At 42.0% G+C, this 23964-nt stretch carries 22 protein-coding genes, 1 rRNA gene and 1 riboswitch; of the genes, 3 read left to right on the top strand and 20 right to left on the bottom strand.

Annotated elements, in window-relative coordinates:
- Positions 1–15: 15 nt before the first annotated feature.
- From HNQ85_RS13450 to HNQ85_RS13420, 7 genes are all read right to left on the bottom strand, one after another.
- Positions 16–1182 (bottom strand): CamS family sex pheromone protein, encoded by a 1167-nt coding sequence (locus HNQ85_RS13450; RefSeq protein WP_181538240.1) that lies wholly within the window; start codon positions 1180–1182, stop codon positions 16–18.
- 12 nt (positions 1183–1194) lie between these two features.
- Positions 1195–3198: an NAD-dependent DNA ligase LigA gene (gene ligA, locus HNQ85_RS13445; RefSeq protein WP_409994136.1), complete on the bottom strand. Its 2004-nt coding sequence runs from the start codon at positions 3196–3198 to the stop codon at positions 1195–1197.
- A gap of 16 nt (positions 3199–3214) precedes the next feature.
- Positions 3215–5416 carry a DNA helicase PcrA gene (pcrA, locus tag HNQ85_RS13440; RefSeq protein ID WP_181538238.1) on the bottom strand — a complete coding sequence of 734 codons (2202 nt, stop codon included), beginning with the start codon at positions 5414–5416 and terminating at the stop codon, positions 3215–3217.
- A gap of 63 nt (positions 5417–5479) precedes the next feature.
- Positions 5480–6166, bottom strand: coding sequence for a heptaprenylglyceryl phosphate synthase (gene pcrB / locus HNQ85_RS13435; RefSeq protein ID WP_181538237.1), 687 nt, complete (start codon positions 6164–6166; stop codon positions 5480–5482).
- Between the two features lie 113 nt (positions 6167–6279).
- Complete coding sequence (locus HNQ85_RS13430; protein WP_181538236.1) at positions 6280–6594, bottom strand: YerC/YecD family TrpR-related protein; 315 nt, start codon at positions 6592–6594, stop codon at positions 6280–6282.
- A 31-nt stretch (positions 6595–6625) separates the two neighbouring features.
- Positions 6626–7648: a DUF3048 domain-containing protein gene (locus HNQ85_RS13425; protein ID WP_181538400.1), complete on the bottom strand. Its 1023-nt coding sequence runs from the start codon at positions 7646–7648 to the stop codon at positions 6626–6628.
- Between the two features lie 37 nt (positions 7649–7685).
- Positions 7686–9428, bottom strand: coding sequence for an adenine deaminase C-terminal domain-containing protein (locus HNQ85_RS13420; protein ID WP_181538235.1), 1743 nt, complete (start codon positions 9426–9428; stop codon positions 7686–7688).
- A gap of 110 nt (positions 9429–9538) precedes the next feature.
- On the opposite strand from HNQ85_RS13420, the gene HNQ85_RS13415 reads away from it, so the two are divergent.
- Both HNQ85_RS13415 and HNQ85_RS17965 read left to right on the top strand, forming a co-directional pair.
- A complete protein-coding gene (locus HNQ85_RS13415; protein ID WP_181538234.1) occupies positions 9539–9787 on the top strand; it encodes a YgaP family membrane protein in 249 nt (82 codons plus the stop codon).
- Positions 9788–9991: 204 nt separating this feature from the next.
- Positions 9992–10096, top strand: coding sequence for an EYxxD motif small membrane protein (locus HNQ85_RS17965; RefSeq protein WP_343046516.1), 105 nt, complete (start codon positions 9992–9994; stop codon positions 10094–10096).
- On the opposite strand, the gene purD is transcribed toward HNQ85_RS17965, so the two are convergent.
- The 12 genes from purD to purE form a co-directional block, all read right to left on the bottom strand.
- Positions 10074–11342, bottom strand: a complete 1269-nt coding sequence (purD, locus tag HNQ85_RS13410; protein WP_181538233.1) for a phosphoribosylamine--glycine ligase — start codon at positions 11340–11342, stop codon at positions 10074–10076. The genes HNQ85_RS17965 and purD overlap by 23 nt on opposite strands.
- 15 nt (positions 11343–11357) lie before the next feature.
- Positions 11358–12887: a bifunctional phosphoribosylaminoimidazolecarboxamide formyltransferase/IMP cyclohydrolase gene (purH, locus tag HNQ85_RS13405; protein WP_181538232.1), complete on the bottom strand. Its 1530-nt coding sequence runs from the start codon at positions 12885–12887 to the stop codon at positions 11358–11360.
- A gap of 14 nt (positions 12888–12901) precedes the next feature.
- Positions 12902–13471: a phosphoribosylglycinamide formyltransferase gene (gene purN / locus HNQ85_RS13400; protein WP_181538231.1), complete on the bottom strand. Its 570-nt coding sequence runs from the start codon at positions 13469–13471 to the stop codon at positions 12902–12904.
- Complete coding sequence (purM, locus tag HNQ85_RS13395; protein ID WP_181538230.1) at positions 13468–14508, bottom strand: phosphoribosylformylglycinamidine cyclo-ligase; 1041 nt, start codon at positions 14506–14508, stop codon at positions 13468–13470. The genes purN and purM overlap by 4 nt, the downstream gene beginning before the upstream one ends.
- A gap of 39 nt (positions 14509–14547) precedes the next feature.
- Positions 14548–15936 (bottom strand): amidophosphoribosyltransferase, encoded by a 1389-nt coding sequence (purF, locus tag HNQ85_RS13390; RefSeq protein ID WP_181538229.1) that lies wholly within the window; start codon positions 15934–15936, stop codon positions 14548–14550.
- Entirely contained in the window at positions 15912–18140 is a 2229-nt protein-coding gene (gene purL, locus HNQ85_RS13385) for a phosphoribosylformylglycinamidine synthase subunit PurL (RefSeq protein WP_181538228.1), read from the bottom strand. The genes purF and purL overlap by 25 nt, the downstream gene beginning before the upstream one ends.
- The gene (gene purQ / locus HNQ85_RS13380; protein WP_181538227.1) at positions 18124–18810 is read right to left on the bottom strand and encodes a phosphoribosylformylglycinamidine synthase subunit PurQ; all 687 of its coding nucleotides are present in this window, start codon (positions 18808–18810) and stop codon (positions 18124–18126) included. The genes purL and purQ overlap by 17 nt, the downstream gene beginning before the upstream one ends.
- Positions 18807–19061, bottom strand: coding sequence for a phosphoribosylformylglycinamidine synthase subunit PurS (purS, locus tag HNQ85_RS13375; protein ID WP_181538226.1), 255 nt, complete (start codon positions 19059–19061; stop codon positions 18807–18809). Before purS ends, purQ begins: the two co-directional genes overlap by 4 nt.
- Positions 19049–19777, bottom strand: a complete 729-nt coding sequence (gene purC / locus HNQ85_RS13370; protein ID WP_181538225.1) for a phosphoribosylaminoimidazolesuccinocarboxamide synthase — start codon at positions 19775–19777, stop codon at positions 19049–19051. The genes purS and purC overlap by 13 nt, the downstream gene beginning before the upstream one ends.
- A gap of 160 nt (positions 19778–19937) precedes the next feature.
- A complete protein-coding gene (gene purB / locus HNQ85_RS13365) occupies positions 19938–21230 on the bottom strand; it encodes an adenylosuccinate lyase (protein ID WP_181538224.1) in 1293 nt (430 codons plus the stop codon).
- On the bottom strand, positions 21227–22372 hold the full coding sequence (gene purK, locus HNQ85_RS13360; RefSeq protein ID WP_181538223.1) for a 5-(carboxyamino)imidazole ribonucleotide synthase: 1146 nt from the start codon (positions 22370–22372) through the stop codon (positions 21227–21229). Before purK ends, purB begins: the two co-directional genes overlap by 4 nt.
- Positions 22365–22853, bottom strand: a complete 489-nt coding sequence (purE, locus tag HNQ85_RS13355) for a 5-(carboxyamino)imidazole ribonucleotide mutase (protein ID WP_181538222.1) — start codon at positions 22851–22853, stop codon at positions 22365–22367. Before purE ends, purK begins: the two co-directional genes overlap by 8 nt.
- 105 nt (positions 22854–22958) lie before the next feature.
- Positions 22959–23060, bottom strand: a riboswitch (purine riboswitch).
- Between the two features lie 159 nt (positions 23061–23219).
- Between purE and HNQ85_RS13350 the strand changes: the two genes are divergently transcribed.
- Positions 23220–23675 carry an Hsp20/alpha crystallin family protein gene (locus tag HNQ85_RS13350; RefSeq protein ID WP_181538221.1) on the top strand — a complete coding sequence of 152 codons (456 nt, stop codon included), beginning with the start codon at positions 23220–23222 and terminating at the stop codon, positions 23673–23675.
- Between the two features lie 194 nt (positions 23676–23869).
- Here HNQ85_RS13350 and rrf read toward each other — a convergent pair.
- Positions 23870–23964 (bottom strand): 5S ribosomal RNA (rrf, locus tag HNQ85_RS13345); the annotation flags it as partial.

Below are 23964 nucleotides of genomic sequence, written 5' to 3'. Positions count from 1 at the left end.
ATTTTTTTAACAATTCTATTGGTATATATGCACAAAAGGCTGCTCCTCATTTGCTTTGCGGATAATTAAGCTTTCCGGACCGCTTGCAGAAGAAATATAAACATTTACGTTAATATAGTCTGGAAAATGTTCCATCACAAGTCCTGTAACGTATTGAGTAAACCCTATGACTTCTGCTTCCCCGTAAAACTGCATCGTAATGTTAATTGTTAATTGCTGCAGTTGGTCATCACGATAAAATGCTCTACCGATTACACCTGTATAGTTCGGGAAAAATTCATCAATATCAGATTTAAAGTTTAAAAATTTCATCATATCGTCACGATGGTTTTCCTCAGCTTCATCGGAAGGGAATAAATAATATTGTTCATTCACTTCTTCCCAGTCATCAATAGACGAACTTCCTTGATCGACATGAGTAACTGCAAAGAAATGCCCCGGAATAATCGATGTTGCCGGCTGTTGTTTAAACAAGGCAATCGTAATTGGTACTTCTTTTAATCCTTTTATTTTGCGCAAGCGCGAAAGCACTTCTGCAGCGATTCGCTTGCCCTCCCGTTCAATGACCTCCTGCTCAATTTCCACTTCGCGCGGATAGCCTTCTTCTGTCTCATAATAGTGGACCGAATTCATTGCTAAGCCAATGACGACCCCGCCTAATTGCACTTTCTCATCATTATTTTTCACTAAGTAGTCATGTTCCATAATATGAGCTAAATAAATCGGGCTTTTTTTGTTTTTTTCTTCATTTGTCCCTTCATCGCTCATCATCGGATTTAAGCCAACGTTTTCCGACTCGTCCATCTTTTTTTCTTTCAATTGCTCTTTTGTCAGTTTTCGTTTAAGCCAGCTTTCAACCGTTTTTTTGTTTAAATATTGCCCTTCTTGGAATAAATAGTCTTTTGGGGAAAATCGTTCTTGGGCAATACGCATTAAGCCAGATTCAAATTCGGCAACATCCAAACGAGTATTTAAGTTTTCAACAACAAGCCCTCTTGCCTCCCCTGGGCTGAACGGCAAAATCGTTCGATAGTAGGAGTCGGAAATGTTGTATTTCGGAATAATCGCTTTCTGTTGCTTATTATCCGTCTGTTGAACAATTTCCTCTTCCTTTTCAAATTTTGGTGCACATGCGGAGAGAATGAGCATAAACACGGAAAGTAGAACGGCTATTTTTTTCATCTCATTCGCCCCCTATCGTTCAATTTCTTGAAGAAAGCGAGCTTCATCCCAAATTTCAATATTTAGCTGCTGCGCTTTCGTTAATTTCGAACCTGCATCCGCTCCAGCAATGACTAAATCAGTATTTTTGCTGACGCTTCCTGTCACTTTACCGCCAAGCTGCTCAATTTTTTCTTTCGCTTCGTTTCGTGATAACTTCTCAAGTTTTCCCGTTAAAACAATCGTTTTTCCGGCAAAATAAGAATCCGTGTCCGCATTGTTCACCGCTTTTGGTCCTTTATATGCCATGTTCACGCCATATGAACGTAATTCATTTATTAATTCGATAGCTTCCGGTTTAGCAAAATAGGTGACAATCGAATCGGCCATTTTTTCGCCAATCTCATGAATCGCCATCAATTCCTCTTTCGTCGCCTGACTTAGGCGCTCCATCGTTTCAAATTGCTGTGCTAAAATTTTCGCTGCCTTCGCACCGACATGGCGAATACCTAAGCCAAACAGCAACCGCTCTAATGAATTTTCTTTCGACGCTTCAATTGCATTCAATAAATTGGTTGCTGATTTTTCACCCATTCTCTCAAGGTTCATAAGCTGCTCTTTTGTTAATGTATACAAGTCTGCGACATCTTGAACAAGCCCCTCTTTAAATAATTGGGCAATCACTTTTTCACCAAGTCCCTCAATGTTCATTGCATTGCGTGAAACAAAGTGAATTAAGCCTTCACGAATTTGCGCTGGACATTTTGGATTAATGCAGCGCAATGCCACTTCCTCATCCAAACGGACAAGCGTACTTCCGCACTCTGGACAATGAGTCGGCATCTTAAACGGTTGTTCCTCACCTGTACGGCGTTCCGGCAACACATTGACAACCTCTGGAATGATGTCGCCAGCTTTTTTCACAACAACGTAGTCACCAAGTCTAATGTCTTTTTCGCGAATGAAATCTTCATTATGAAGGGAGGCACGTTGCACGGTTGTTCCTGCTACACGAACAGGTTCTAAAATGGCAGTTGGTGTGACCACTCCTGTACGTCCAACGCTTAGTTCAATATCAATTAGTTTTGTAACTACTTCTTCAGCCGGAAACTTGTAGGCAATTGCCCAGCGTGGACTTTTTGCCGTTGCTCCAAGCTGTTCCTGCTGCTCAAAAGAATCCACTTTAATAACCATGCCATCAATTTCATAAGGCAATTGCGCCCGTTTTTCATGCCATGACATGACAAATTGAATCACTTCATCGATATTCGCACATACGCGGCGTTCTGGATTTGTTTTAAAACCCAACTCATGCAAATAGTCCAGTGCTTCACTGTGCGAGTCAATGCCAAGTTCCTCCGCATTAGCGAGGCCATACACAAACAAATCTAAATTGCGGGACGCTGCAACTTTTGGATCGAGTTGGCGCAAAGAGCCTGCCGCAGCATTGCGTGGGTTAGCAAATAATTCTTCGCCGCGTTCACTGCGCTGCTGGTTTAAAATTTCAAACGACTTCTTCGGCATGAACGCCTCACCGCGCACTTCTACCGTCACGTTTTCTTTTAAACGAAGCGGCAGAGAGCGGATGGTTTTTAAGTTTTCTGTGATATCTTCACCGATTAAGCCATCACCGCGCGTCGCCCCTTGGACAAAATATCCGTCTTCATAACGCAGGGAAACAGCTAAACCGTCAATTTTTAACTCGCAAACATATTTCACATCCCCTACTTCTTGGCGAACGCGGCGATCGAAGTCCCGTAAGTCTCCTTCATTAAACGCGTTGGCGAGACTGAGCATCGGCATGTGATGCTGCACTTTCACAAAAGCGTCCAATGCTTGTCCGCCAACACGCTGTGACGGCGAATCCTTTGTTTTTAATTCAGGATATTGCGCTTCAAGCGCAATAAGTTCCTGCATTAAGCGATCATACTCTGCATCCGGCACCGATGGCTTGTCTAACACATGATATTCGTAGTTATATTGATTTAAAAGACGATGAAGCTCTTCTACACGCGCAATCGCATCCTGTTTATCCATCACTTCCATCCTTTCTTTACACTTTTGTGATTGGCGCAAATTTCGCTAACAAGCGTTTAATACCGATTGGACTTGGAAAGGCGATATCTAACTCTTTATTGTCCCCTTCGCCTCTTACACTGACAACGGTACCAATTCCCCATTTTTTATGTTCCGCTTTGTCGCCCACTCTCCAATCAATGGCTTCGCCGCCTGTTACTGTTGCAGCAGGGCGCACCATCGTTCTTGTCTGTTGTCGCGCAGTAAACGGAGAATTTTTCCGCAACGTTTCGTTAAGATTGTCAATTAGTTCATCTGGAATTTCGCTAATGAAACGGGAAACCGGATTAATGCCTGTTCGGCCAAATAATGTACGCATTTGCGCGCTTGTTAAAAACAGTTCTTCTTCCGCACGCGTAATGCCGACATAGGCCAGACGTCGTTCTTCTTCCATTTCTGCTTCATCATCCAGTGAACGGCCGTGCGGGAAAATTCCTTCTTCCATCCCGATAATGAAAACAACCGGGAACTCCAACCCTTTTGCAGAATGCAGCGTCATGAGCACAACGGCATCATTTTGATTATCTTCTTCGGCGTCAAGCTGATCAATGTCCGCTACTAACGCTAAATCCGTTAAGAATGCAATAAGTGATTTATCGTCATTTGTATTCTCAAAATGTTGGGTAACAGATAAAAACTCGTCAATATTTTCTAAACGACTTTGTGCTTCTAATGTTTTCTCCGCACGAAGCATATCACGGTATCCAGACTTGTCTAATACTTCCTCAACAAGCTCTGTTACCGATAAATACTCTTGCATCTGTCCCCAATGTTCGATTTGCTGACGAAATTGAACAAGCGGCGTGACAATTCGTGAACTTAACCCAATTTGCTCAATTTCCCCAAGCGCCTCAAAAATGGATAATCCGTTTGCCGACGCATAGCTAATAATTTTATCAAGCGAGGAAGCGCCGACACCACGTTTTGGTACATTAATGATTCGTACTAGGCTAATATCATCATTCGGGTTGGCAATTAAGCGTAAATACGCCAAAATATCTTTAATTTCTTTTCGGTCATAGAATTTAATACCGCCGACAATTTTATAGTTAATATTGGATTTTAACAATACTTCCTCCATCACCCGCGATTGTGCGTTGGTGCGGTAAAGAATCGCAAAATCAGAATATTTCCGTTTGCCACTGTCGACATATTCTTTAATTTTGCCGGCAACAAATTGCGCTTCATCTGCTTCGTTCATCGCTTGATAATAGACAATTTTGTTTCCTTCCGGATTTTCCGTCCATAATTTTTTTGGTTTACGATTCAAATTGTTTTCAATGACCTCGTTTGCCGCCTGCAAAATTCTCTTTGTCGAACGGTAATTTTGCTCAAGCAAAATAACGGTCGCATTTGGATAATCTTTTTCAAACGATAAAATATTTTGGATATCCGCACCGCGCCAACGGTAAATCGACTGGTCAGAATCTCCGACAACGCATAAGTTTTTAAAACGTTCCGCCAATAGCTTCACTAAAATGTATTGCGCGCGGTTCGTATCTTGGTACTCATCGACATGAATATATTGGAATTTGTATTGATAATATTCAAGTACTTCCGGAACACGTTTAAACAACTGAATCGTTGTCATAATTAAGTCGTCAAAATCAAGCGAATGGTTTCTAAGCAAACGTTTTTGGTATTCCTCGTACACTTCGCTGACGACTTTTTCATAATAGCTTCCTGCTTGTTTCGCGTATTCTTCGGGTGAAAGCAACTCGTTTTTCGCGCTGCTAATAGTGCCTAAAATAGCGCGCGGATCAAATTTTTTCGGATCGATATTTTTTTCTTTTAAAATCGTTTTTAATACAGAGAGCTGATCGGTTGTGTCTAAAATGGAAAAATTGCGGTTAATACCGATTCTGTCAATATCGCGGCGTAAAATACGCACACACATCGAGTGAAACGTCGAAATCCAAATCTCTTCCGCCGCGCCACCGAGAAGATTTTGAATGCGCTCTTTCATTTCACGAGCCGCTTTATTTGTAAACGTAATCGCAAGAATATTCCAAGGAGCGATATGCTTTTCCGCCATTAAATAAGCAATGCGGTGTGTTAACACCCGCGTTTTACCACTTCCCGCCCCCGCCATGATTAGCAGCGGTCCTTCCGTTGCTTTTACCGCCGCCTGTTGCTGTGGGTTTAGGCCGGCTAACAATTTTTCCGCTAAAAAGTTCATAAAAAAATCACCACCAAAACAAACATATGTTCTATTTTATCGTACTTTTCCAAACAGAACAACTTATCCTTTTACCGCAGCTACCGTTTTTAATGCCGCTTGCAAATCAGTGTAAACTAAGTTCCCAACAATGACGGTATCGGCAAACTGTGCCATTTCCTTTGCCTGATGTTCATTTTGAATGCCACCACCATAAAACAATCTCGTCTGATTTAATACCGACTTCACTTTTTGCACTAGTTGCGGATTGCCGTATTGACCGCTATATTCCAGGTAAAAAATCGGCAGATGGTACATATGCTCAGCCACTCGAGCATATGCAACAACATCTTCATCATCAAGGCCCGTATTGGCCTCTGTCAGCTTTGCTGCCTTACAATCTTGGTTTAAAATGCAATAACCTTCCATAAATATCTCGTTCCAATTCATTAATTCCCCAAACTCTTTCACCGCTTTATGATGCAAATCGATCATCCATTTTGTGTTGCGGCTGTTTAATACAGTCGGAATAAAGTAAAAATCAAACCCCGGTGTTACTGATTCAATATTCGATACTTCTAACACACACGGAACAGAGAAACGACGGATTCTCGCCATTAAATCAAGGACGTTCTCTAATGTGACTCCATCCGTTCCTCCAACCATTACCGCATCCGTTCCTGACTCGCATACCAGTTCTAGATGCTCATCTGTCATTTCTTTATTGGGGTCTAATTTGAACACATGGCGCCACTCACGAATGTCATACATCCAATAAACCTCCATTCTATTATCCATTTTTTCATTATAACAAATCCTCTTTCATTTCCGCTAAAAAAGAAAAGGAGCTATCTCTGATTAGAGATAGAACTCCTTTGCTCTTGTTATTCTTTCGTCTGCTTTTCCTCTTCTTCCTTAATGCGATCAAGTGCCATCGCATAAGCATCGTTTCCATAGTTTAAACAACGCTTCACCCGAGAAATCGTCGCTGTGCTTGCACCCGTTTCTGTTTCAATTTTATGATAAGTGTAGCCTTCGCGCAGCATTCTTGCCACTTCTAAGCGTTGGGCAAGCGATTGAATTTCATTGACTGTACATAAATCATCAAAAAAGCGATAGCATTCTTCTAAATCGCGAAGAGAAAGCACAGCTTTAAAAAGCTGGTCTAGTTCTCTGCCTCGTAATTTTTCGATTTGCATTTTTTCTCACCCTTTCCTTTACCTTTAAAAATTATTGATAATGAACAATGGACAGTTTCGGAACAATGTTAATCCAAGTTTTTCCCGGTACAAACCCAATCGGTATTCCATTTTCATAAGGCAAAATTCTGCCCTCGACGTTTTTCCATTCAACTTCCCGTACGACTCCCTTTTGAAATAAATACCCTTTTCCGCCAGATATTAAGTCAATATCACGGCGGCCGGTTTCATCAACAATTGTATGTTCCATTTCAACGATAAACACATTGTCTATTAACACAGGCTGCTCTGTATCATAATCAATGGTCTGTTCCCCACCGCTATAGCGAGCATACTTTTGTTGAGCATCGTCATATTTGTACTGCACTTGAGCATAAGACCGCTTGGAATAAGAAATGTTGATTTGCTGCGCTGCTACGCCTTGTAGCTCAGAAGTAAAAAATGGTAAAGGTTCAATTTCATCTTCAAGTGAAAATCCTTGCTGCTGTGCTCCTTTTTCAATGTTAGTAAACGTAATATATGAATTATGTGGCGCTTTGCGGAAGGAAGCGCGTTGAAATAACGTTCCATCGTAAAAAAGCCCATTTAAATAATCAACTTCACCCGATTCAAGCATTTCTTTCGCTTCTGGACTCCACCCATGACAAATATATAACGCATCGTACCCTTTGCTCAACTGGATATAATAATCACGTGCACTACGAACAGGTCCTATCTTTTTCGGTTTTTCGCTCTGATACAAAGCCAAAAAGCGGGTAACATCTCCTTCAGCCAGAACTTCGTACACAATGTCCGCCTTAGGCAGCCCGGATTGCGGTCTCGCTTTTGGATGGTTGTTAATCATTACAGCGACAACGCGATGGTTTGGTTTTTGCTCTGTTTCTATTCCTGTTAACGGAAATACGGACGGTTTACGTACAGGTGCTTCTTCTTGTTCCACCTTTGTTTGTTGATCGACTGCCTCTTCCTTCGCCGCCCGTTCCTTTTCTGCTCTGGTGCAGCCACTCCCAATCAGCAGGAATAAGCTACATACAACAATAAACCATCTCTTCAAAATTGTCACAACCCTTTTCTCTTTTTACTTTTATATTTTAACGCATTATTGATGGAAAGAGTATCATTTTGTTCATCACATCATAAATTCCCCGCGGCGTAATGCGGATATATGGCAAGTGGGTCGATAATAGAAATAATAAAGAATAAATCGGATCGACAAATTGATAGCCCCGATCTCTTAAAAGTGCTGCTAATGTTTTTTCTTCTTCTATGAGAACTTCAACTTTCTTTATTGACATCATTCCGTGCAAGGAAAGGGAAATTTCATGAATAACTTCTCCATTTTCTACAAGAACAATGCCGCCACCAATTTCTTTCATCCTCTGAAACGCCGTATACATATCTGCTTTCCGTTTTCCGATTAAAATAATATCTCCTGTATTCGAATAAGAGCTGACTAACCCATGTACACCCGTTGCAAAGCCTTTTAATATCGTATTCACTCTCCATTTTCCGTTCCGATCCACTAACATTAAAAAGTTTTCGTCGTTATCAAACGGCAATTCATCGCGCGACGTATCAATTGTAATGGAATAAGGCTTCATAATCACAGCATTTGCCATGTACAATCCTAATGGCATGGAAAATTGCAAATCATCCATTGACAATTCCCAGGATAAGTTAAGCGGGCGAAAATCATGCGCTTCCCAATCAAATGAGCCGAATTCATTCGTCGAAATGCCGTCGCGCTTTATCCAGCATCCTTTTGCCAATACGGAAACCGGTGTCGGATTGTCTTTTTCTTTTAAGAAATTAATGTTTGCCACTCGTCCGGTTGCAATGCTTCCATGCAGATGGTCGATTCGATAATAACGCGCCACATTGATAGTTGCCATATTGTATGCATCAATCAGAGGAACACCCTTCTCAATAGCGATGCGAATCATTTCATCAATAACCCCTGCTTCATAAAAGGAGGGTGTTGAACCATCTGTTGTAAAAATACAACGGTCATATTGCTCAATTCCCAACTGTTTCATTTCATCAAGTAACTTTGGCAAATCAGGACGAATCGATGAATAACGCAAAGAAACTGTATATCCGTGCAAAAGTCGCTTATAAACGTCTTCTCCTGTCATCGCTTCATGATCACAATCAGCACCTAAAAGCATCATTTTTGTAAGCGTTTTCTCAGAAGCACCAGGAAAATGGCCTTCAATTTGTTTTTTCCGCCTTTTAGCCTCTTGAATCCAATGAAGCATTAAATCATCGCCATCAAGCAGTTTCGGCCATCCAGTCAATTCTCCGGCTTGCAGCACTACATCTTGCTCGAGCCATTCTTGGATATTAGCATTAGAAAAAACTTCTTCCTCATTTTCAAGTTCTGTTTGTGAATCAAGGCGGCACCACCAAAACATCGTTGCTGGTATGTTATTCATTGCTCGCAAAAAAGAAAACGCTTTCTTTTTTGGTAATTGTAAAACGAGCGACAAATTATCATTAATGAGAGTTGTCGTTCCGTATTGTGATGCATATTCAGCCAACGAATGGGGATTATATAACTGAAATGGATGAGCATGTGGTTCAATATAACCCGGTACGAGAAAATAGTCGCTGCAATCAACAATTTCACATCCTTCAACAAAATCGGGCATTTTCTCGCCAACATAAATAATACGATCCTCGTATAGCCAAATATTAGCCTTCATCCATTTACGCAAATATGGATTTAAATAAGTAGCGTTGATTAACAACTTCGTTGGCGTTTTTTTGCCATCGATAATGGAAAGATGCTCACGCAATTGATTCGTTTTCCAACGATAACGCTGTTCTAACATATGAGGGCCCCCGTTCTTTGTTTTTCCTAAATCATTCCATATATAACATTTTAACGCATTAAAATTTTTTATACAAATCAAAAATATCAAAAATATACGAGGAGGAAACAATGAGACCAAATATCGGCATCGTCAACGCCCTCGTTCGTATTACTTTCGGAGCGACAATACTCGCTTGGGCAACAGCAAAAATGGTCAAACATCCTTGGCGCGATTCTTATATTTTCATTGCCATGCTGGCGGCAATGAAAATGGCGGAAGGAGTTACCCGTTTTTGCCCGCTTACTGCTTTATTTGAAAAATATCAAGAACAAACCGCAGAAAAAGAAATAGAAACAACAGTCATCAATCCTACGTAACAATAAAGTGAAACTTCATCAGCGGTCCCCACTGATGTTAGTTGAACTTATTGGGTTTTTAGCGTTCGTTATCTCCTACCTGGAGAGGTGGGAGTCTTACGGACGATTAAAACAGGATAAATAAGGCTGACTCCATAAAGGTACACCCATTCATAAGAGGGTGGTACCGTTAGGAGTCAGCCCTTCATAAAGGAGAGAAAAAAGATGTTTTTTGAATATATGACAGATATGTTATATGTGTTAGCATCACTCATTGGCGGCATTATCGCTCTTATTTATGTGTACGTTAGAAAGAAGCGCGCAAAATAGCTTTATTGCCAATATCTTTGCGATAGAATAAGCGATCGCATTTGATTTTCTTAATTTCTTCATATACGCTTTGTTGGGCTTGTTGCAATGTGTTGCCCTTGGCTGCAATCAACAATACACGTCCACCATTTGTATACAGCTTTCCGTGTTCTTCTTTCGTTCCTGCATGGAAAACGAACGCATGTTGCTGCAGATCATGAATCCCTTCAATGACATAGCCGCTTTTATAGGAGTTTGGATAACCTTCTGACGCAAGCACTACACCAACAGTCGCTTCGTCTGACCATTGTAATTCAATCTCGTTTTGCTCAAGCAAATCAATGATTAATTGAATAAAGTCATTCTCAAGGCGTGTCAGGACAACTTGCGCTTCAGGATCGCCAAACCGGGCGTTAAATTCAATCACTTTTGGACCTTGTGCCGTTGCGATTAACCCCGCATAGAGAATTCCTGTGAATGGACGATTTTCCGCCACAAGAGCCTTCACGATTGGATGAATAATTTGGTCAATGGCTTGCTGTACGATATATTCTGAAATCTGTGGAACCGGCGAATACGCTCCCATGCCGCCTGTATTTGGGCCTTCGTCGTTATCAAACGCCCGTTTATGGTCTTGGGCAATCACCATCGGATATGCTTTTTCGCCATTGACAAAAGCCATTAACGAGAACTCTTCACCCTCTAAAAATTCTTCAATCACAACTTGCTGGCTTGCCTCGCCAAATTTTCCTTCAACCATCATTTCATGTAAAGCATTTAGCGCTTCTTGCAGCGTCATCGCTACTGTTACGCCTTTTCCTGCAGCTAATCCGTCCGCCTTAATCACAATTGGCGCACCTTTTTGTTCAACATACGCTTTTGCCGCTTCATAGGAAGTAAATGACTCATATTCTGCTGTCGGTACACGATATTTTTTCATTAAGTTTTTCGCAAACGCTTTGCTTCCTTCAATAAATGCTGCCTCTTTGCGTGGTCCGAAAATACGAAGCCCTTCCTCTTGAAAACGATTGACAATTCCGTTTAGAAGCGGCGCTTCAGGACCAACAATCGTTAAATCAATACCTTCTTTTTTGGCAAACTCTACAAGTGCTTCTGTATGATTTTCATCAATGTGGACAAGCTCAGCAATCTCAGCGATTCCTGGATTGCCCGGTGCTGCGTACAATTTTGTCACAAGTGGACTTTGTGCTGCTTTCCAAGCGATGGCGTGCTCCCGTCCGCCGCGGCCAATAATGAGTACTTTCATTTTATTCACCTCGTTTTAATGTTTAAAATGGCGCACCCCTGTAAAGACCATGGCAATCCCGTACTCATCCGCTTTTTTTATCGAATCGGCATCACGAATCGAGCCGCCCGGCTGGATAATCGCCGTTACACCTGCTTTTGCTGCTGCTTCCACTGTATCGTCCATCGGGAAAAACGCATCCGATGCCAAAGCAGCTCCTTTCGCCTTTTCTCCTGCTTGTTCAATCGCGATTTTCGCGGCACCAACACGATTCATTTGTCCAGCGCCGACACCGACCGTCATATGGTCTTTTGCCAGAACAATCGCATTTGATTTCACATGCTTCACAACTTTCCAAGCCAGTTTTAAATCTTCCCACTCTTGCGCTGTTGGCTCGCGTTTTGTCGGAATCGTGATATTCGCATCGTCCAATGTATACACGTCTTCATCTTGAACTAATAAACCGCCTTTGACGGAAACAATAAATGTTTCTTTCTTTTTCTCTGCTTCAAAATCGACGGTTAACAAGCGGATATTTTTCTTCTGCGTTAAAATTTCAAGCGCTTCTGCACTAAACGATGGCGCAATGACCATTTCCAAAAAGATTTCATGCATTTTTAACGCCGTATCGCGATCCACTTCTCGATTGAGCGCAACAATACCGCCAAAAATTGAAGTTGGGTCAGCTTCATAAGCTCTCATGAATGCCTCATAAATATTCGTGCCTACTCCAACGCCGCACGGGTTCATATGTTTTACTGCAACAGCAGCCGGCTCGGTAAATTCTCTAACGATTTGTAAAGCTGCATTGGCATCATTAATGTTGTTATAGGATAACTCTTTCCCATGAAGCTGTTTGGCAGCGGCAATCGAAAAAGACGATCCTAACGGCTTTTGATAAAACGCTGCACTCTGATGCGGATTTTCTCCGTAGCGCAAATCTTGTTTTTTCTCAAACGTGATTGTCAATGATTCCGGATATTGTTCGCCTGCGATATTCGTTAAATATTCAGCAATCATCGCATCGTAAGCCGCTGTATGACGGAATACTTTTGCTGCCAATCGTAAGTTGGTTGCTTGGGAAACAGCACCGTTTTCCTTTAACTCTTGTAAAACCGTTTCATAATCCACTGGATCGACAACAACAGTGACATACTGATGATTTTTTGCCGCTGCACGGAGCATGGTCGGACCGCCAATATCAATATTTTCAATCGCCTCGGCAAATGTCACATCACTTTTGGCAATCGTTTGTTGAAACGGATATAAGTTAACAACGACTAAATCAATTGGTATAATTTGATGTTGTTCCAGTTGCTTACGATGATTTTCATCTTCTCGAACGGCCAGCAAGCCACCATGAATCATCGGGTGAAGTGTTTTCACACGTCCATCTAAAATTTCTGGAAACCCTGTTACCTCTGAAATGCTAATGACTGGTATACCGTGTTCTTCCAGAGTTTTTTTTGTACCGCCTGTCGAGATAATTTCAACACCTAATTCCGCTAATTGTTTGGCAAAAGAAACAATTCCCTCTTTATTCGAAACGCTAAGTAATGCACGCATGTTTCTGCTCCTTTCTAGAGATGCTCAAGCAATTTTTTTAATACTTCTGGATAGAGCTCATGTTCAATAGCATGAATTCTTGCTTCGACGCTTTTGAGCGTTTCACCTTCATAAATCTCTATTGCCCGCTGTGCGATAATCGGTCCTGTATCCATCCCTTCATCAACATAATGAACCGTTACTCCCGTTACCTTGACACCAGCACGATACGCTTGGCCGATGGCATCCTTTCCCGGAAACGCAGGCAGCAGTGAAGGATGAATATTCACCATTCTCCCTTCATACGCACGAAGCAGCGTTGGACCAATTAAACGCATATAACCAGCCAACACAATGAACTGAATCTTTTTTTCTTTCAACTGTTGTAAAATTTCTTGCTCAAAATCGGCTTTTGACGGATAATCTTTCGGGCGAAAAACAAACGAAGGAATTTGTTCTTTCTTAGCTCGTTCGACCACTTTTGCTTCGGGGCGATCGCAAACTAATAATGCGATCTCTGCCTGCAAATCGCCTTTTTTGACTGCATCAACAATTGCTTGAAAATTCGTTCCGCTTCCCGATGCGAAAATGGCGATCCGCTTCATTCCATTTTACCCCCGGCAAATAAAACTCCTTCGCCTTTTTTTACGCGTCCAATTAAATATGCTTTTTCGCCAAATTGTTCCAGCTGATAAATGACCGGTTGAATCAGCTCGCTATCGACAGCGAGCACAAAGCCGATTCCCATATTAAAAATGTTAAACATTTCTTTACGATTGAGTTGTCCTTTTTCTTGAAGCAAATCAAATATAGGTGGAATGGGCCAGGAACCGTAATCGATTTCCGCACATAATCCTTCTGGAAGCATGCGTGGGATATTTTCGATAAAACCACCGCCCGTAATATGCGCCATTCCTTTGATTTCAAACTGTTTCATGACTTCTAAAATCGGTTTTACGTAAATGCGGGTCGGCCGCAGCAATTCTTCTCCAAGAGAAACCGTTAAATTTCCGTACGTTTCGTGAAGATTTAATTTTTCCTCTTCCAGCAAAATTTTACGAACAAGCGAGTAACCATTGCTGTGAATGCCGTTGGAGGCTAATCCAATCAGCGCATCACCTTCTTGAATAGTTTCCCCAGTTACAAGTTTGGACTTTTCTGCAATCCCAACAGCAAATCCTGCGACATCATATTCGTTTTCTCCATACATTCCTGGCATCTCAGCTGTTTCTCCCCCGATGAGAGAACAACCAGCCTGAACGCATCCATCTGCTATTCCTTTGACAATTTGTTCGATTTTTTCAGGGACCGCTTTGCCACAAGCAATATAATCAAGAAAAAACAATGGCTCCGCCCCCTGTACAACAATATCATTCACACACATGGCGACACAGTCAGTACCAATGGTATCATGCTTATCCATCGTAAAGGCGAGCATCAATTTCGTGCCGACCCCATCTGTTCCAGAAATCAGCACTGGTTCTTTATATCCAAGCTGTGACAAATCGAACATTCCGCCAAAGCCGCCAAGCCCACCAAGCACTTCAGGACGAACTGTTTTTTGCACATGCTTCTTCATCAAAGAAACCGCTCTATATCCAGCCTCAATATCAACGCCCGCTTTCTTGTATGCATCCGCCACCTCAAGTTCCCCCTTTTACTGTTTTGCCATTAGTTATGATCACTCTTGAAATGTATTTAACGGATATTTTCCGGTAAAACAAGACATACATTGTCCGCACCATGGTGAGTCGCTCGGACGTCCAATCGCTTCAATCAACCCTTCTAGACTTAAAAATGCGAGTGAATCTGCTCCAATGAGTTGTCGAATTTCTTCGACAGAATGTGAGGCAGCAATTAATTCCTCTCTTGTTGACATGTCAATTCCGTAAAAACAAGGATGTGTAATCGGCGGTGAACTAATGCGAACATGAACTTCTGTTGCTCCTGCTTCCCGAAGCATGTTCACAATTCGCTTACTCGTTGTTCCTCGAACAATCGAATCATCAACCATGACAACCCGTTTACCTGCAACCACGCCGCTCACAGGGGAAAGCTTCATCTTGACTCCCTGCTCTCGGAGCGACTGGGATGGTTGAATGAATGTACGTCCGACATAACGGTTTTTAATTAAGCCAAGCTCATACGGAATACCTGTTGCCTCAGCATAACCAATGGCAGCAGAAATACTTGAATCTGGCACACCTGTCACAATATCGGCTTCAACAGGGGCTTCAAGCGCAAGACGTTTGCCGAGGTTCTTGCGCGCTGTGTGAATGTTAATTCCATCGACATTGCTGTCAGGACGAGCGAAGTAAATGTATTCCATACTGCAAATGGAACGCGGTCTTTTCTCCGCGAAACGTTCTGAATGAACCCCTTCTGCATTAATGATAATGAGTTCGCCCGGTTCCACTTCACGTTCATATGTCGCACCAACGACGTCGAATGCACACGTTTCTGACGCAACAACGTAAGCATTGCCGAGACGGCCAATTGATAATGGTCTAAATCCATTCGGGTCAAGCGCAATATATAACTCTGTTTCCGTCAATAGAAGAAACGCAAATGCCCCTTCTAAATAGTTGAGCGCGATTTTTATTTGCTCTTTTAACGTTGGCGCCATACTGCGACGAATTAAATGAGCAAACACTTCTGTATCTGAAGTTGTTTGAAAAATGCTGCCTTGCTGTTCAAGACGAATCTTTAACTCTGTGGCGTTGACTAAGTTCCCATTATGCGCTAAAGCAATGCTGCCGCTTTGCGATCGGAATAACAGGGGCTGAACATTTTCATAGCCCCCGCCGCCGGCTGTTGAATAACGAACATGACCGATCGCTGCCATTCCATTTAACTTTTGCAGTTCGCCGTTGCTAAACACTTCCGTCACTAGTCCAAGCCCTTTATGCCCCTTTAGCGATTCACCATCTGCGACAACGATTCCTGCTCCTTCTTGTCCGCGATGTTGTAAACTATGCAAGCCGTAATAAGTTATTTGTGCTGCTTCAGTATGCCCCCAAATCCCAAAGATACCGCACTCTTCATTTAAGCCTTTGATTTCAGCAAGCATGGAATAGCCCCTTTCCAAACGCTTCTCATTTGTTCAACTGGGAGACGTACGACTTTCTCTCCTTGTTCGTTTTCAATATGAAGCAAGGCATTAGCGGTTACTTCACCAATAAGTTTTGCTTCTACTAATTTTTCAAATTCAGCTTGATGTTCTTTTTTCACAGAAACAATGAAACGGGATTGTGTTTCGCTGAACAACTCTGTCACTGATTCACCGTTAATCGTTACTTTTGCGCCTAATCCATTTGCATTCATGACACATTCAGCTAATGCAACTGCAAGACCGCCTTCTGCAATATCATGGGCGGAAGCAACGACACCTGCTTGAATGGCTGCAAGCAATTCTTTTTGGCGTTTTGCCTCTATCTCTAAATCTAAACTTGGTGCTTTTCCAAAAATGTCCCCGCTCAATAATTTTTGTAATTCGCTACCGCCAAATTCTGGTTCCGCCTCACCAATTACATAAATAAGGTCACCAGCTTGTTTAAACTCTTGTGTTGTAATGTGATTAATATCTTCAATTAAGCCAACCATACCGACAACAGGAGTCGGATACACAGCAACACCGTTCGTTTCGTTATAAAGCGACACGTTTCCGCTAATAACTGGTGTTTCTAACGCACTGCACGCCGCACTCATACCATCAACTGCTTTTTCTAACTGCCAGAAAATCTCCGGTTTTTCCGGGTTTCCAAAATTTAAGCAGTCTGTAATCGCCAATGGTTTGGCTCCAGAACAAACAACATTTCTTGCCGCTTCAGCAACCGCGATTTTTCCACCTGTTTCCGGATCTAAGTAAATGTAGCGAGAGTTGCAGTCCGTTGTCATTGCTAACGCTTTTTTCGTACCACGAATTCGTACAACCGCCGCATCAGAGCCAGGAGCAACGACCGTATTGGTACGTACCATGTAATCGTATTGATCATATACCCACTCTTTGCTAGCGATAGTTGGTTGCGCTAATAAAGAAAGTAATGTTTCTTCATAGTTGTCCACTTGCGGAATATAAAGAGCCATCTCTTGAAACTCACGATAATAAGCCGGCTCTTTCGATGGCTTATGATAGACCGGTGCATCTTTCGCTAAAGCATCGACCGGAATTTCTGCCGCTACCTCACCGCGGAAATAAAGACGAAGCATTTTATCGTCTGTTACTTTGCCGATCGCTTTTGCTTCAAGTCCGTATTTCGCAAATAAATCATAAATCTCTTGTTCTCGTCCTTTTTTCACAACAAGAAGCATACGTTCCTGCGATTCGGAAAGCATCATTTCATACGGCGTCATTCCTGCCTCACGTTGTGGCACTAAATCAAGATTCATTTCAATGCCATAGCCAGCCTTGCTCGCCATTTCTGCCGATGAGCTTGTTAAACCAGCCGCTCCCATATCTTGAATGCCGACTAATGCATCCGATTTTACTACTTCTAAACACGCTTCAAGCAGCAGTTTTTCCATAAACGGGTCGCCAACTTGTACGGCCGGTCGTTTTTCTTCAGATTGTTCTGTCAATTCTTCTGAAGCAAACGTTGCACCGTGTATGCCATCACGGCCTGTTTTCGCACCAACATACATCACCGTATTGCCGACTCCTGAAGCTATCCCCCGCTGAATATCCTCATGGCGAATAATCCCGACACACATGGCGTTTACCAATGGATTTCCTTCATAAGCAGGGTCAAACTGCACTTCGCCGCCAACGGTTGGAATGCCGATGCAGTTTCCGTATCCGGCAATACCGGCAACAACATTTTCAAATAAATATTTCACACGTGGTGAGGTTAACTCTCCAAAACGAAGAGAGTTTAAAAGTGCAATTGGACGCGCTCCCATGGAGAATACATCGCGAATAATACCACCAACGCCAGTCGCCGCTCCTTGATATGGTTCAATCGCCGATGGATGGTTATGGCTTTCGATTTTAAACACAACCGCTAATCCATCACCGATGTCAACGATGCCAGCGCCTTCTCCTGGACCTTGAAGCACTTTTTCTCCTTTCGTCGGAAATTTTTTTAATACAGGCTTGGAATTTTTGTAACTGCAGTGCTCCGACCACATCACTGAGAAAATCCCTGTCTCCGTGTAGTTTGGCAAACGGCCGAGAATTTTCTCAATCATCGCAAATTCTTCATCCGTTAATCCCATTTCACGATAAATTTTTTTCTCTTTAATCATGGTTGGATTTGGCTCAAGCATTAACGACATGTGCTTCCCTCCAGTATTTCACGATTGATTGGAACAATTTTAATCCGTCTGCACTGCCAAGCAGTTCATCAACGGCACGCTCCGGATGCGGCATCATACCAAGGACGTTTCCTTTTTCATTGATAATTCCAGCAATGTCCTCTAAGCTGCCGTTTGGGTTTTCGTTATGATAGCGAAAAACAATTTGACGATTGGCGATCAACTTGTTCAATGTTTCCTCATCACAATAATAGTTGCCTTCCCCATGGGCAATCGGAATCGTAATAATTTCTCCCTTTTCATAAGCCGATGTAAACATTGTTTCGTTATTTTCTACCCGCAGTTCTACAGGGCGGCAAATAAACTTTAAGCTGTTATTGCGGCGCATTGCTCCCGGCAACAGCCCTGCTTCAAGCAAAATTTGAAATCCGTTGCAAACCCCTAAAATCGGTTTCCCTTGTTCAGCCGCTTTCATAATGGCCTTCATGACGTTTGAAAAGCGAGCAATCGCTCCAGAGCGGAGATAATCGCCGTAGGAAAAACCACCGGGAAGAAGAATCCCATCAAACTCGTCCAAGTTTTCAGCATCATGCCAAACGTATTCGACTTCTTCACCCAACTCATCTTTCATCGCATGGTACATATCGACATCACAGTTCGAACCAGGAAAAACAATAACAGCAAATTTCACTGTGTCACTACCTCCTCAATTTCATAACGGTAGTCTTCAATCACCGTATTTGCTAACAGCTTTTCGCACATTTCGCGCACAAGCTCATCGATATTTCTCTCGCTTTTCTCAATGGTAAGTTCCATAAACTTTCCGATACGAACATCTTGTACTTCATGATAAGACAAGCTGTGAAGTGCTCCCTTCACCGCTGTTCCTTGAGGATCTAATACACTTTCTCTTAAAGTGACATATACTTTTACTTTGTACATTCTGATCTGCCTCCTAGTCTTTGAAAAATGATTTCATATGCATCTGTTAAGTTACCTAAATCTCGGCGAAAAACATCTTTGTCCAATTTCTCATTTGTATCCATATCCCATAAACGGCAAGTATCCGGGGATATCTCATCTGCCAATAAAATTTTTCCTTCTGAGTCAAAACCAAACTCGAGCTTAAAATCAATTAATCTTACATGACATGCCTGGAAATGTTGGGTGAGGATCTCATTGACTTTTAAAGCGGACTCCTTCAAAATAGCAATCTGTTCAGAAGTAGCCAGCTTTAAAATGGCAATGTGGTCTTCCAACAAGAGAGGGTCGCCTAAGTCATCGTTTTTATAATAAAATTCAATAAGCGTTTTTTCTAAACGTGTTCCTTCAGAGAGGCCAAGACGCTTCGCAAGACTACCAGCGACGTAATTGCGGACAACAACTTCAAGAGGAATAATCGTTACTTTTTTAACAAGCTGTTCTGTTTCAGATAGTTTTTCAATAAAATGATTGTCAATTCCAACACTATGAAGTTTAGAAAACAATAAGCTTGTAATTTCGTTATTTAAACGCCCTTTTCCTGAAATGGTTGCTTTTTTTTCACCATTAAAAGCAGTTGCGCTGTCTTTATATTGAATCCAAAGCACGTTTTCTTGATTCGTTGCATATACTTTTTTCGCTTTGCCTTCATAAAGCAACTCCATTTTTTTGACCATGTTGCGGCCTCCTAACACAGAATATTGGGAATTTTTTTGTTTCATAGGGGCTGACTCATAAGTATCTGACCTCACGCGCAATACACAGTATTGAATTCCCTACCGTATATTGTAGTTGTGGGGTCTGACACTTAGTCTTAGGTCAGTCCCTATGTAATCATTACAATCCTAAACGCTCGAAAATCGTATCCACATGTTTTAAGTGATAGTTATAATCGAAGCAGTCAGCGATTTGCTCTGGTGATAAGCGGCTTGTAATTTTTTCTTCTGCTTCAATAAGGGAACGGAACGGAATTTGTTTTTCCCATGCTTCCATCGCTTTTGGTTGGACTAAGTCATATGCTTCCTCACGCGTCATGCCTGTATCGATCAAAGCAAGCAACACGCGCTGTGAATAGATAAGGCCTAATGTGCGGTCCATATTCCGTTTCATATTTTCCGGGAACACCGTTAAATTTTTGACGATGTTCGTAAAGCGATTGAGCATATAGTTCAATGCAATCGTTGCATCCGGCAAAATAATGCGCTCTGCGGATGAATGCGAAATATCACGTTCATGCCAAAGCGGCACGTTTTCATACGCTGTCATCATATAACCGCGAATAACACGCGCCATTCCCGTCATATTTTCTGAACCGATTGGATTACGCTTATGCGGCATCGCAGAAGAGCCTTTTTGTCCTTTTGCGAAAAACTCTTCGACTTCACGAGTTTCGCTCTTTTGCAGGCCACGAATTTCTACAGCAAATTTTTCAATCGACGTAGCAATTAGAGCTAAAGTCGCCATATAATGCGCGTGACGATCACGCTGTAATGTTTGTGTCGAAATTGGTGCCGGTTCTAAGCCAAGTTTCTCACATACATATTTCTCTACAAATGGGTCAATATTTGCATACGTGCCAACAGCTCCGGAAATTTTCCCAACACGTACCGTTTCCGCTGCCTGCTTAAATCTCTCTAAATTCCGCTGCATTTCCGCATACCAAAGCGCCATTTTTAGTCCGAATGTAGTCGGCTCAGCATGAACACCATGCGTGCGCCCCATCATAACCGTATACTTATGCTCTTGCGCTTTTTCTTTCAATACTTGGATAAAATTTTCAAGATCGCGAAGTAAAATTTCGTTTGCCTGCTTTAGTAAATAAGACAATGCTGTGTCAACAACGTCTGTAGACGTTAAGCCGTAGTGCACCCATTTCCGCTCTTCGCCTAATGTTTCGGAAACAGCACGCGTGAATGCAACAACGTCATGGCGCGTTTCTTCTTCGATTTCTTTAATGCGCTGAATATCAAATGACGCATTTTTACGAATTCGTTCAACATCTTCTTTTGGAATGACGCCAAGTTCCGCCCATGCCTCACATGCTAGAATTTCTACTTCCAGCCAGGCTTTAAAGCGGTTTTCTTCCGTCCAAATCGCACCCATTTCCGGTCTTGTGTAACGTTCAATCATGTTTGTTGCAACCTCCGATCATTCCAAATTTGCAATTCGTCGATTTTTTGTAATGCAACATCAACATTTTCAGCTAACACCGTCAAATGGCCCATTTTTCTCTTCTTCTTTGCTTCCTTCTTTCCATAGAGATGAAGATGCGCATCGGCAAGCTGTGAAATGTTTTCCACAATTGGCTGTACATGCTCACCCAAAATGTTGACCATCACTGCTGGTTTCAACAGCTCTGTGCTCCCTAGCGGCCAATTGCAAACAGCACGAACATGTTGCTGAAATTGAGATGTTGCACAAGCATTTATTGTATAATGACCTGAGTTATGTGGTCTAGGGGCAAGTTCATTAATATAAATATCTCCATCTCTCGTCAAAAACATTTCCACAGCTAATGTCCCGACAAGACCAAAATGCTGAGCAAGCGTTTTAGCATACGCAATCGCTTTTTGTTCGACAACCGATGAAATTCTAGCTGGAACAATCGTTTGGTGTAAAATGTTATCGACATGAATATTCTCTGCCACTGGAAACGTTTTAATATCTCCTAGGCCGTTCCGCGTCACAATAACAGATAACTCTTTATCAAAAGAAAGCCATGCTTCTAACACACAGGAGCCCGATTGCAACAACGCCATTGCCTCTTGGCAATCCTCCTGTTTGCGAATGACGAATTGCCCTTTTCCGTCATAGCCACCACGGCACGTTTTTAATACGCACGGTATACCGATTTTCTTTATACCATCTAACAAGTCTTGCTTTGAGTTTATGACCAGATAAGGCGCTACTGGGAGCCCTGCCTCGGTGATCGCTCTTTTTTCAGTAGCACGATCCTGAGTTGTTTTTAATAAATCGCTGCCTTGAGGCACATAGGAATGCTGGGAAAGCCACCTTAATGCAGCCGCATCAATATTTTCAAATTCGTACGTAATGACATCGCTCACACTTGCTAATTGTTTGATTGCATCTAAATCGTTGTATTCCGCCGTTATTTCAATATCTGACACTTGACCGCACGGAGAGTTGGGCATTGGATCCAATACCGCAACATGAAATCCCATTTCTTTTGCGGAAATCGCCATCATCCGTCCAAGCTGTCCTCCACCGATAATACCAATGGTTTGTCCCGGGACAATCGTTTTTTTATCCAAGACGATCACTGCTTTCTAACACTTCTTGACGAATTTTTTCTCTTCTTGCTTTTAAAGCTTGCATAATCTCAGGATAGTTGAGCCCTAATATCGATGCTGCCAAAAGACCAGCATTTGTCGCTCCTGCTTTACCAATCGCAACAGTTGCAACCGGCACTCCTCCAGGCATTTGCACAATTGATAAAAGGGAATCCAAACCATGCAAGGATTTCGATTGGACGGGTACACCAATGACAGGTAAAGTTGTTTTCGCAGCAACCATTCCCGGCAAATGTGCAGCTCCTCCCGCTCCAGCAATAATCACTTTCAATCCTCTTTCTTCAGCTGTTTCAGCATATTCAAACATATAATCCGGAGTTCGATGGGCGGAAACCACTTTTTTTTCAAAAGGAATACATAATTCCTCTAACACTCGACATGCATGTTTCATCGTTTCCCAATCTGATTGACTTCCCATAATGACACCAACAAGCGGCTGCACTCATCTTCACCTCTTTGTAACAATATAAAAACCCAGGAACAGATGTTCTCCAAACAAGGGAAAGCATCGTCCTGGGCATACCTCGACCATTATCAGCGAAGAAACCAATCGGATCCTTTCCCTCATAGTCCAATAATTTACGGTTATTGGGTAGAGACTTTTGGGCCATATTCCCAAAATTATATGAGGGTCACTATTAATTTAACATTATCATACCAATGTTTTTTACGAAATGTCAATATAAAATCGAACATTAACAGAAAAGAAATTTATTAATGTTCGTGTTTTCCTACTATTCTATTCACCTCACAAAATCCGAATGTGTACATATGATGAAATAGCAGCGATATGAGGAGGGACACAAAAATGATGCCAACCAGCCCATTTAACCAATTTAAAGATTGGAAAAAACAATGGGAACACTTTTTTAACCAGGATTTTTGGAATAACTTTGAACCATTTTTACAAGCAAATAAGCAGTCTCCATCTTCTTTGGGGGTAAATATATACAAAAAAGAAGAGAACGAACTACTAGTTGTGATGAATATTCCAGGTCTAGAAGATGTTGAACAAGTGGAAGTCTATACTGATTACAAAACATTAGAGATAAAAGCGGAAATTAACTTACAATTTAAAGAGTTTGAATTAGTCGAAGAAGGAATTTTTCAAGGGACATTTGAAAAAATTGTTCCCCTGCCATTTGCCGTTAAAGAAGATCGCATTGAAGCCACTTACCATAGCGGGTTATTAATGATCCATCTACATCGGTTAATTCCAGACGATACAAAGAAAAAGATTAAAATAAAAAAAGCAGAACTCTAAGCGATTTCTAAGCGGAATTTCTCATTCTTAACAATGCACACAAAAATATAAAAAATAAGAACTAGCCATAGTGGCTAGTTCTCGAATCTTATGGGGGAGAGGATTTTTAATGGCGTTATATAATAAAACGCTATTATAGTTGGACAAAAAAAGTTAGAGAACAAACGAATGATGTTCTCTAACTGTTTATGTCCGCCTGGCAACGTCCTACTCTCGCAGGGGCGCTGGCCCCAACTACCATCGGCGCTGGAGAGCTTAACTTCCGTGTTCGGGATGGGAACGGGTGTGA

Origin of the sequence: [Anoxybacillus] calidus (assembly GCF_013760845.1) — a bacterium.
Lineage (GTDB): Bacteria > Bacillota > Bacilli > Bacillales > Anoxybacillaceae > Paranoxybacillus > Paranoxybacillus calidus.
The sequence above is the reverse complement of the archived record's forward strand: the minus strand, read 5'-3'. Positions and strand labels throughout refer to the sequence as shown.

Coding starts and splice junctions, on each gene's coding strand:
- pcrB (WP_181538237.1), bottom strand. CDS start 6,166: ATGTATGACATTCGTGAGTGGCGCCATGTGTTCAAATTAGACCCCAAT.
- purS (WP_181538226.1), bottom strand. CDS start 19,061: ATGTACAAAGTAAAAGTATATGTCACTTTAAGAGAAAGTGTATTAGAT.
- purH (WP_181538232.1), bottom strand. CDS start 12,887: ATGCGTGCATTACTTAGCGTTTCGAATAAAGAGGGAATTGTTTCTTTT.
- purN (WP_181538231.1), bottom strand. CDS start 13,471: ATGAAGCGGATCGCCATTTTCGCATCGGGAAGCGGAACGAATTTTCAA.
- HNQ85_RS13430 (WP_181538236.1), bottom strand. CDS start 6,594: ATGCAAATCGAAAAATTACGAGGCAGAGAACTAGACCAGCTTTTTAAA.
- purB (WP_181538224.1), bottom strand. CDS start 21,230: ATGATTGAACGTTACACAAGACCGGAAATGGGTGCGATTTGGACGGAA.
- HNQ85_RS13350 (WP_181538221.1), top strand. CDS start 23,220: ATGATGCCAACCAGCCCATTTAACCAATTTAAAGATTGGAAAAAACAA.
- HNQ85_RS13415 (WP_181538234.1), top strand. CDS start 9,539: ATGAGACCAAATATCGGCATCGTCAACGCCCTCGTTCGTATTACTTTC.
- purC (WP_181538225.1), bottom strand. CDS start 19,777: ATGGTCAAAAAAATGGAGTTGCTTTATGAAGGCAAAGCGAAAAAAGTA.
- pcrA (WP_181538238.1), bottom strand. CDS start 5,416: ATGAACTTTTTAGCGGAAAAATTGTTAGCCGGCCTAAACCCACAGCAA.
- purF (WP_181538229.1), bottom strand. CDS start 15,936: ATGCTTGCTGAAATCAAAGGCTTAAATGAAGAGTGCGGTATCTTTGGG.
- purL (WP_181538228.1), bottom strand. CDS start 18,140: ATGTCGTTAATGCTTGAGCCAAATCCAACCATGATTAAAGAGAAAAAA.
- HNQ85_RS13420 (WP_181538235.1), bottom strand. CDS start 9,428: ATGTTAGAACAGCGTTATCGTTGGAAAACGAATCAATTGCGTGAGCAT.
- HNQ85_RS13450 (WP_181538240.1), bottom strand. CDS start 1,182: ATGAAAAAAATAGCCGTTCTACTTTCCGTGTTTATGCTCATTCTCTCC.
- HNQ85_RS17965 (WP_343046516.1), top strand. CDS start 9,992: ATGTTTTTTGAATATATGACAGATATGTTATATGTGTTAGCATCACTC.
- ligA (WP_409994136.1), bottom strand. CDS start 3,198: ATGGATAAACAGGATGCGATTGCGCGTGTAGAAGAGCTTCATCGTCTT.
- purD (WP_181538233.1), bottom strand. CDS start 11,342: ATGAAAGTACTCATTATTGGCCGCGGCGGACGGGAGCACGCCATCGCT.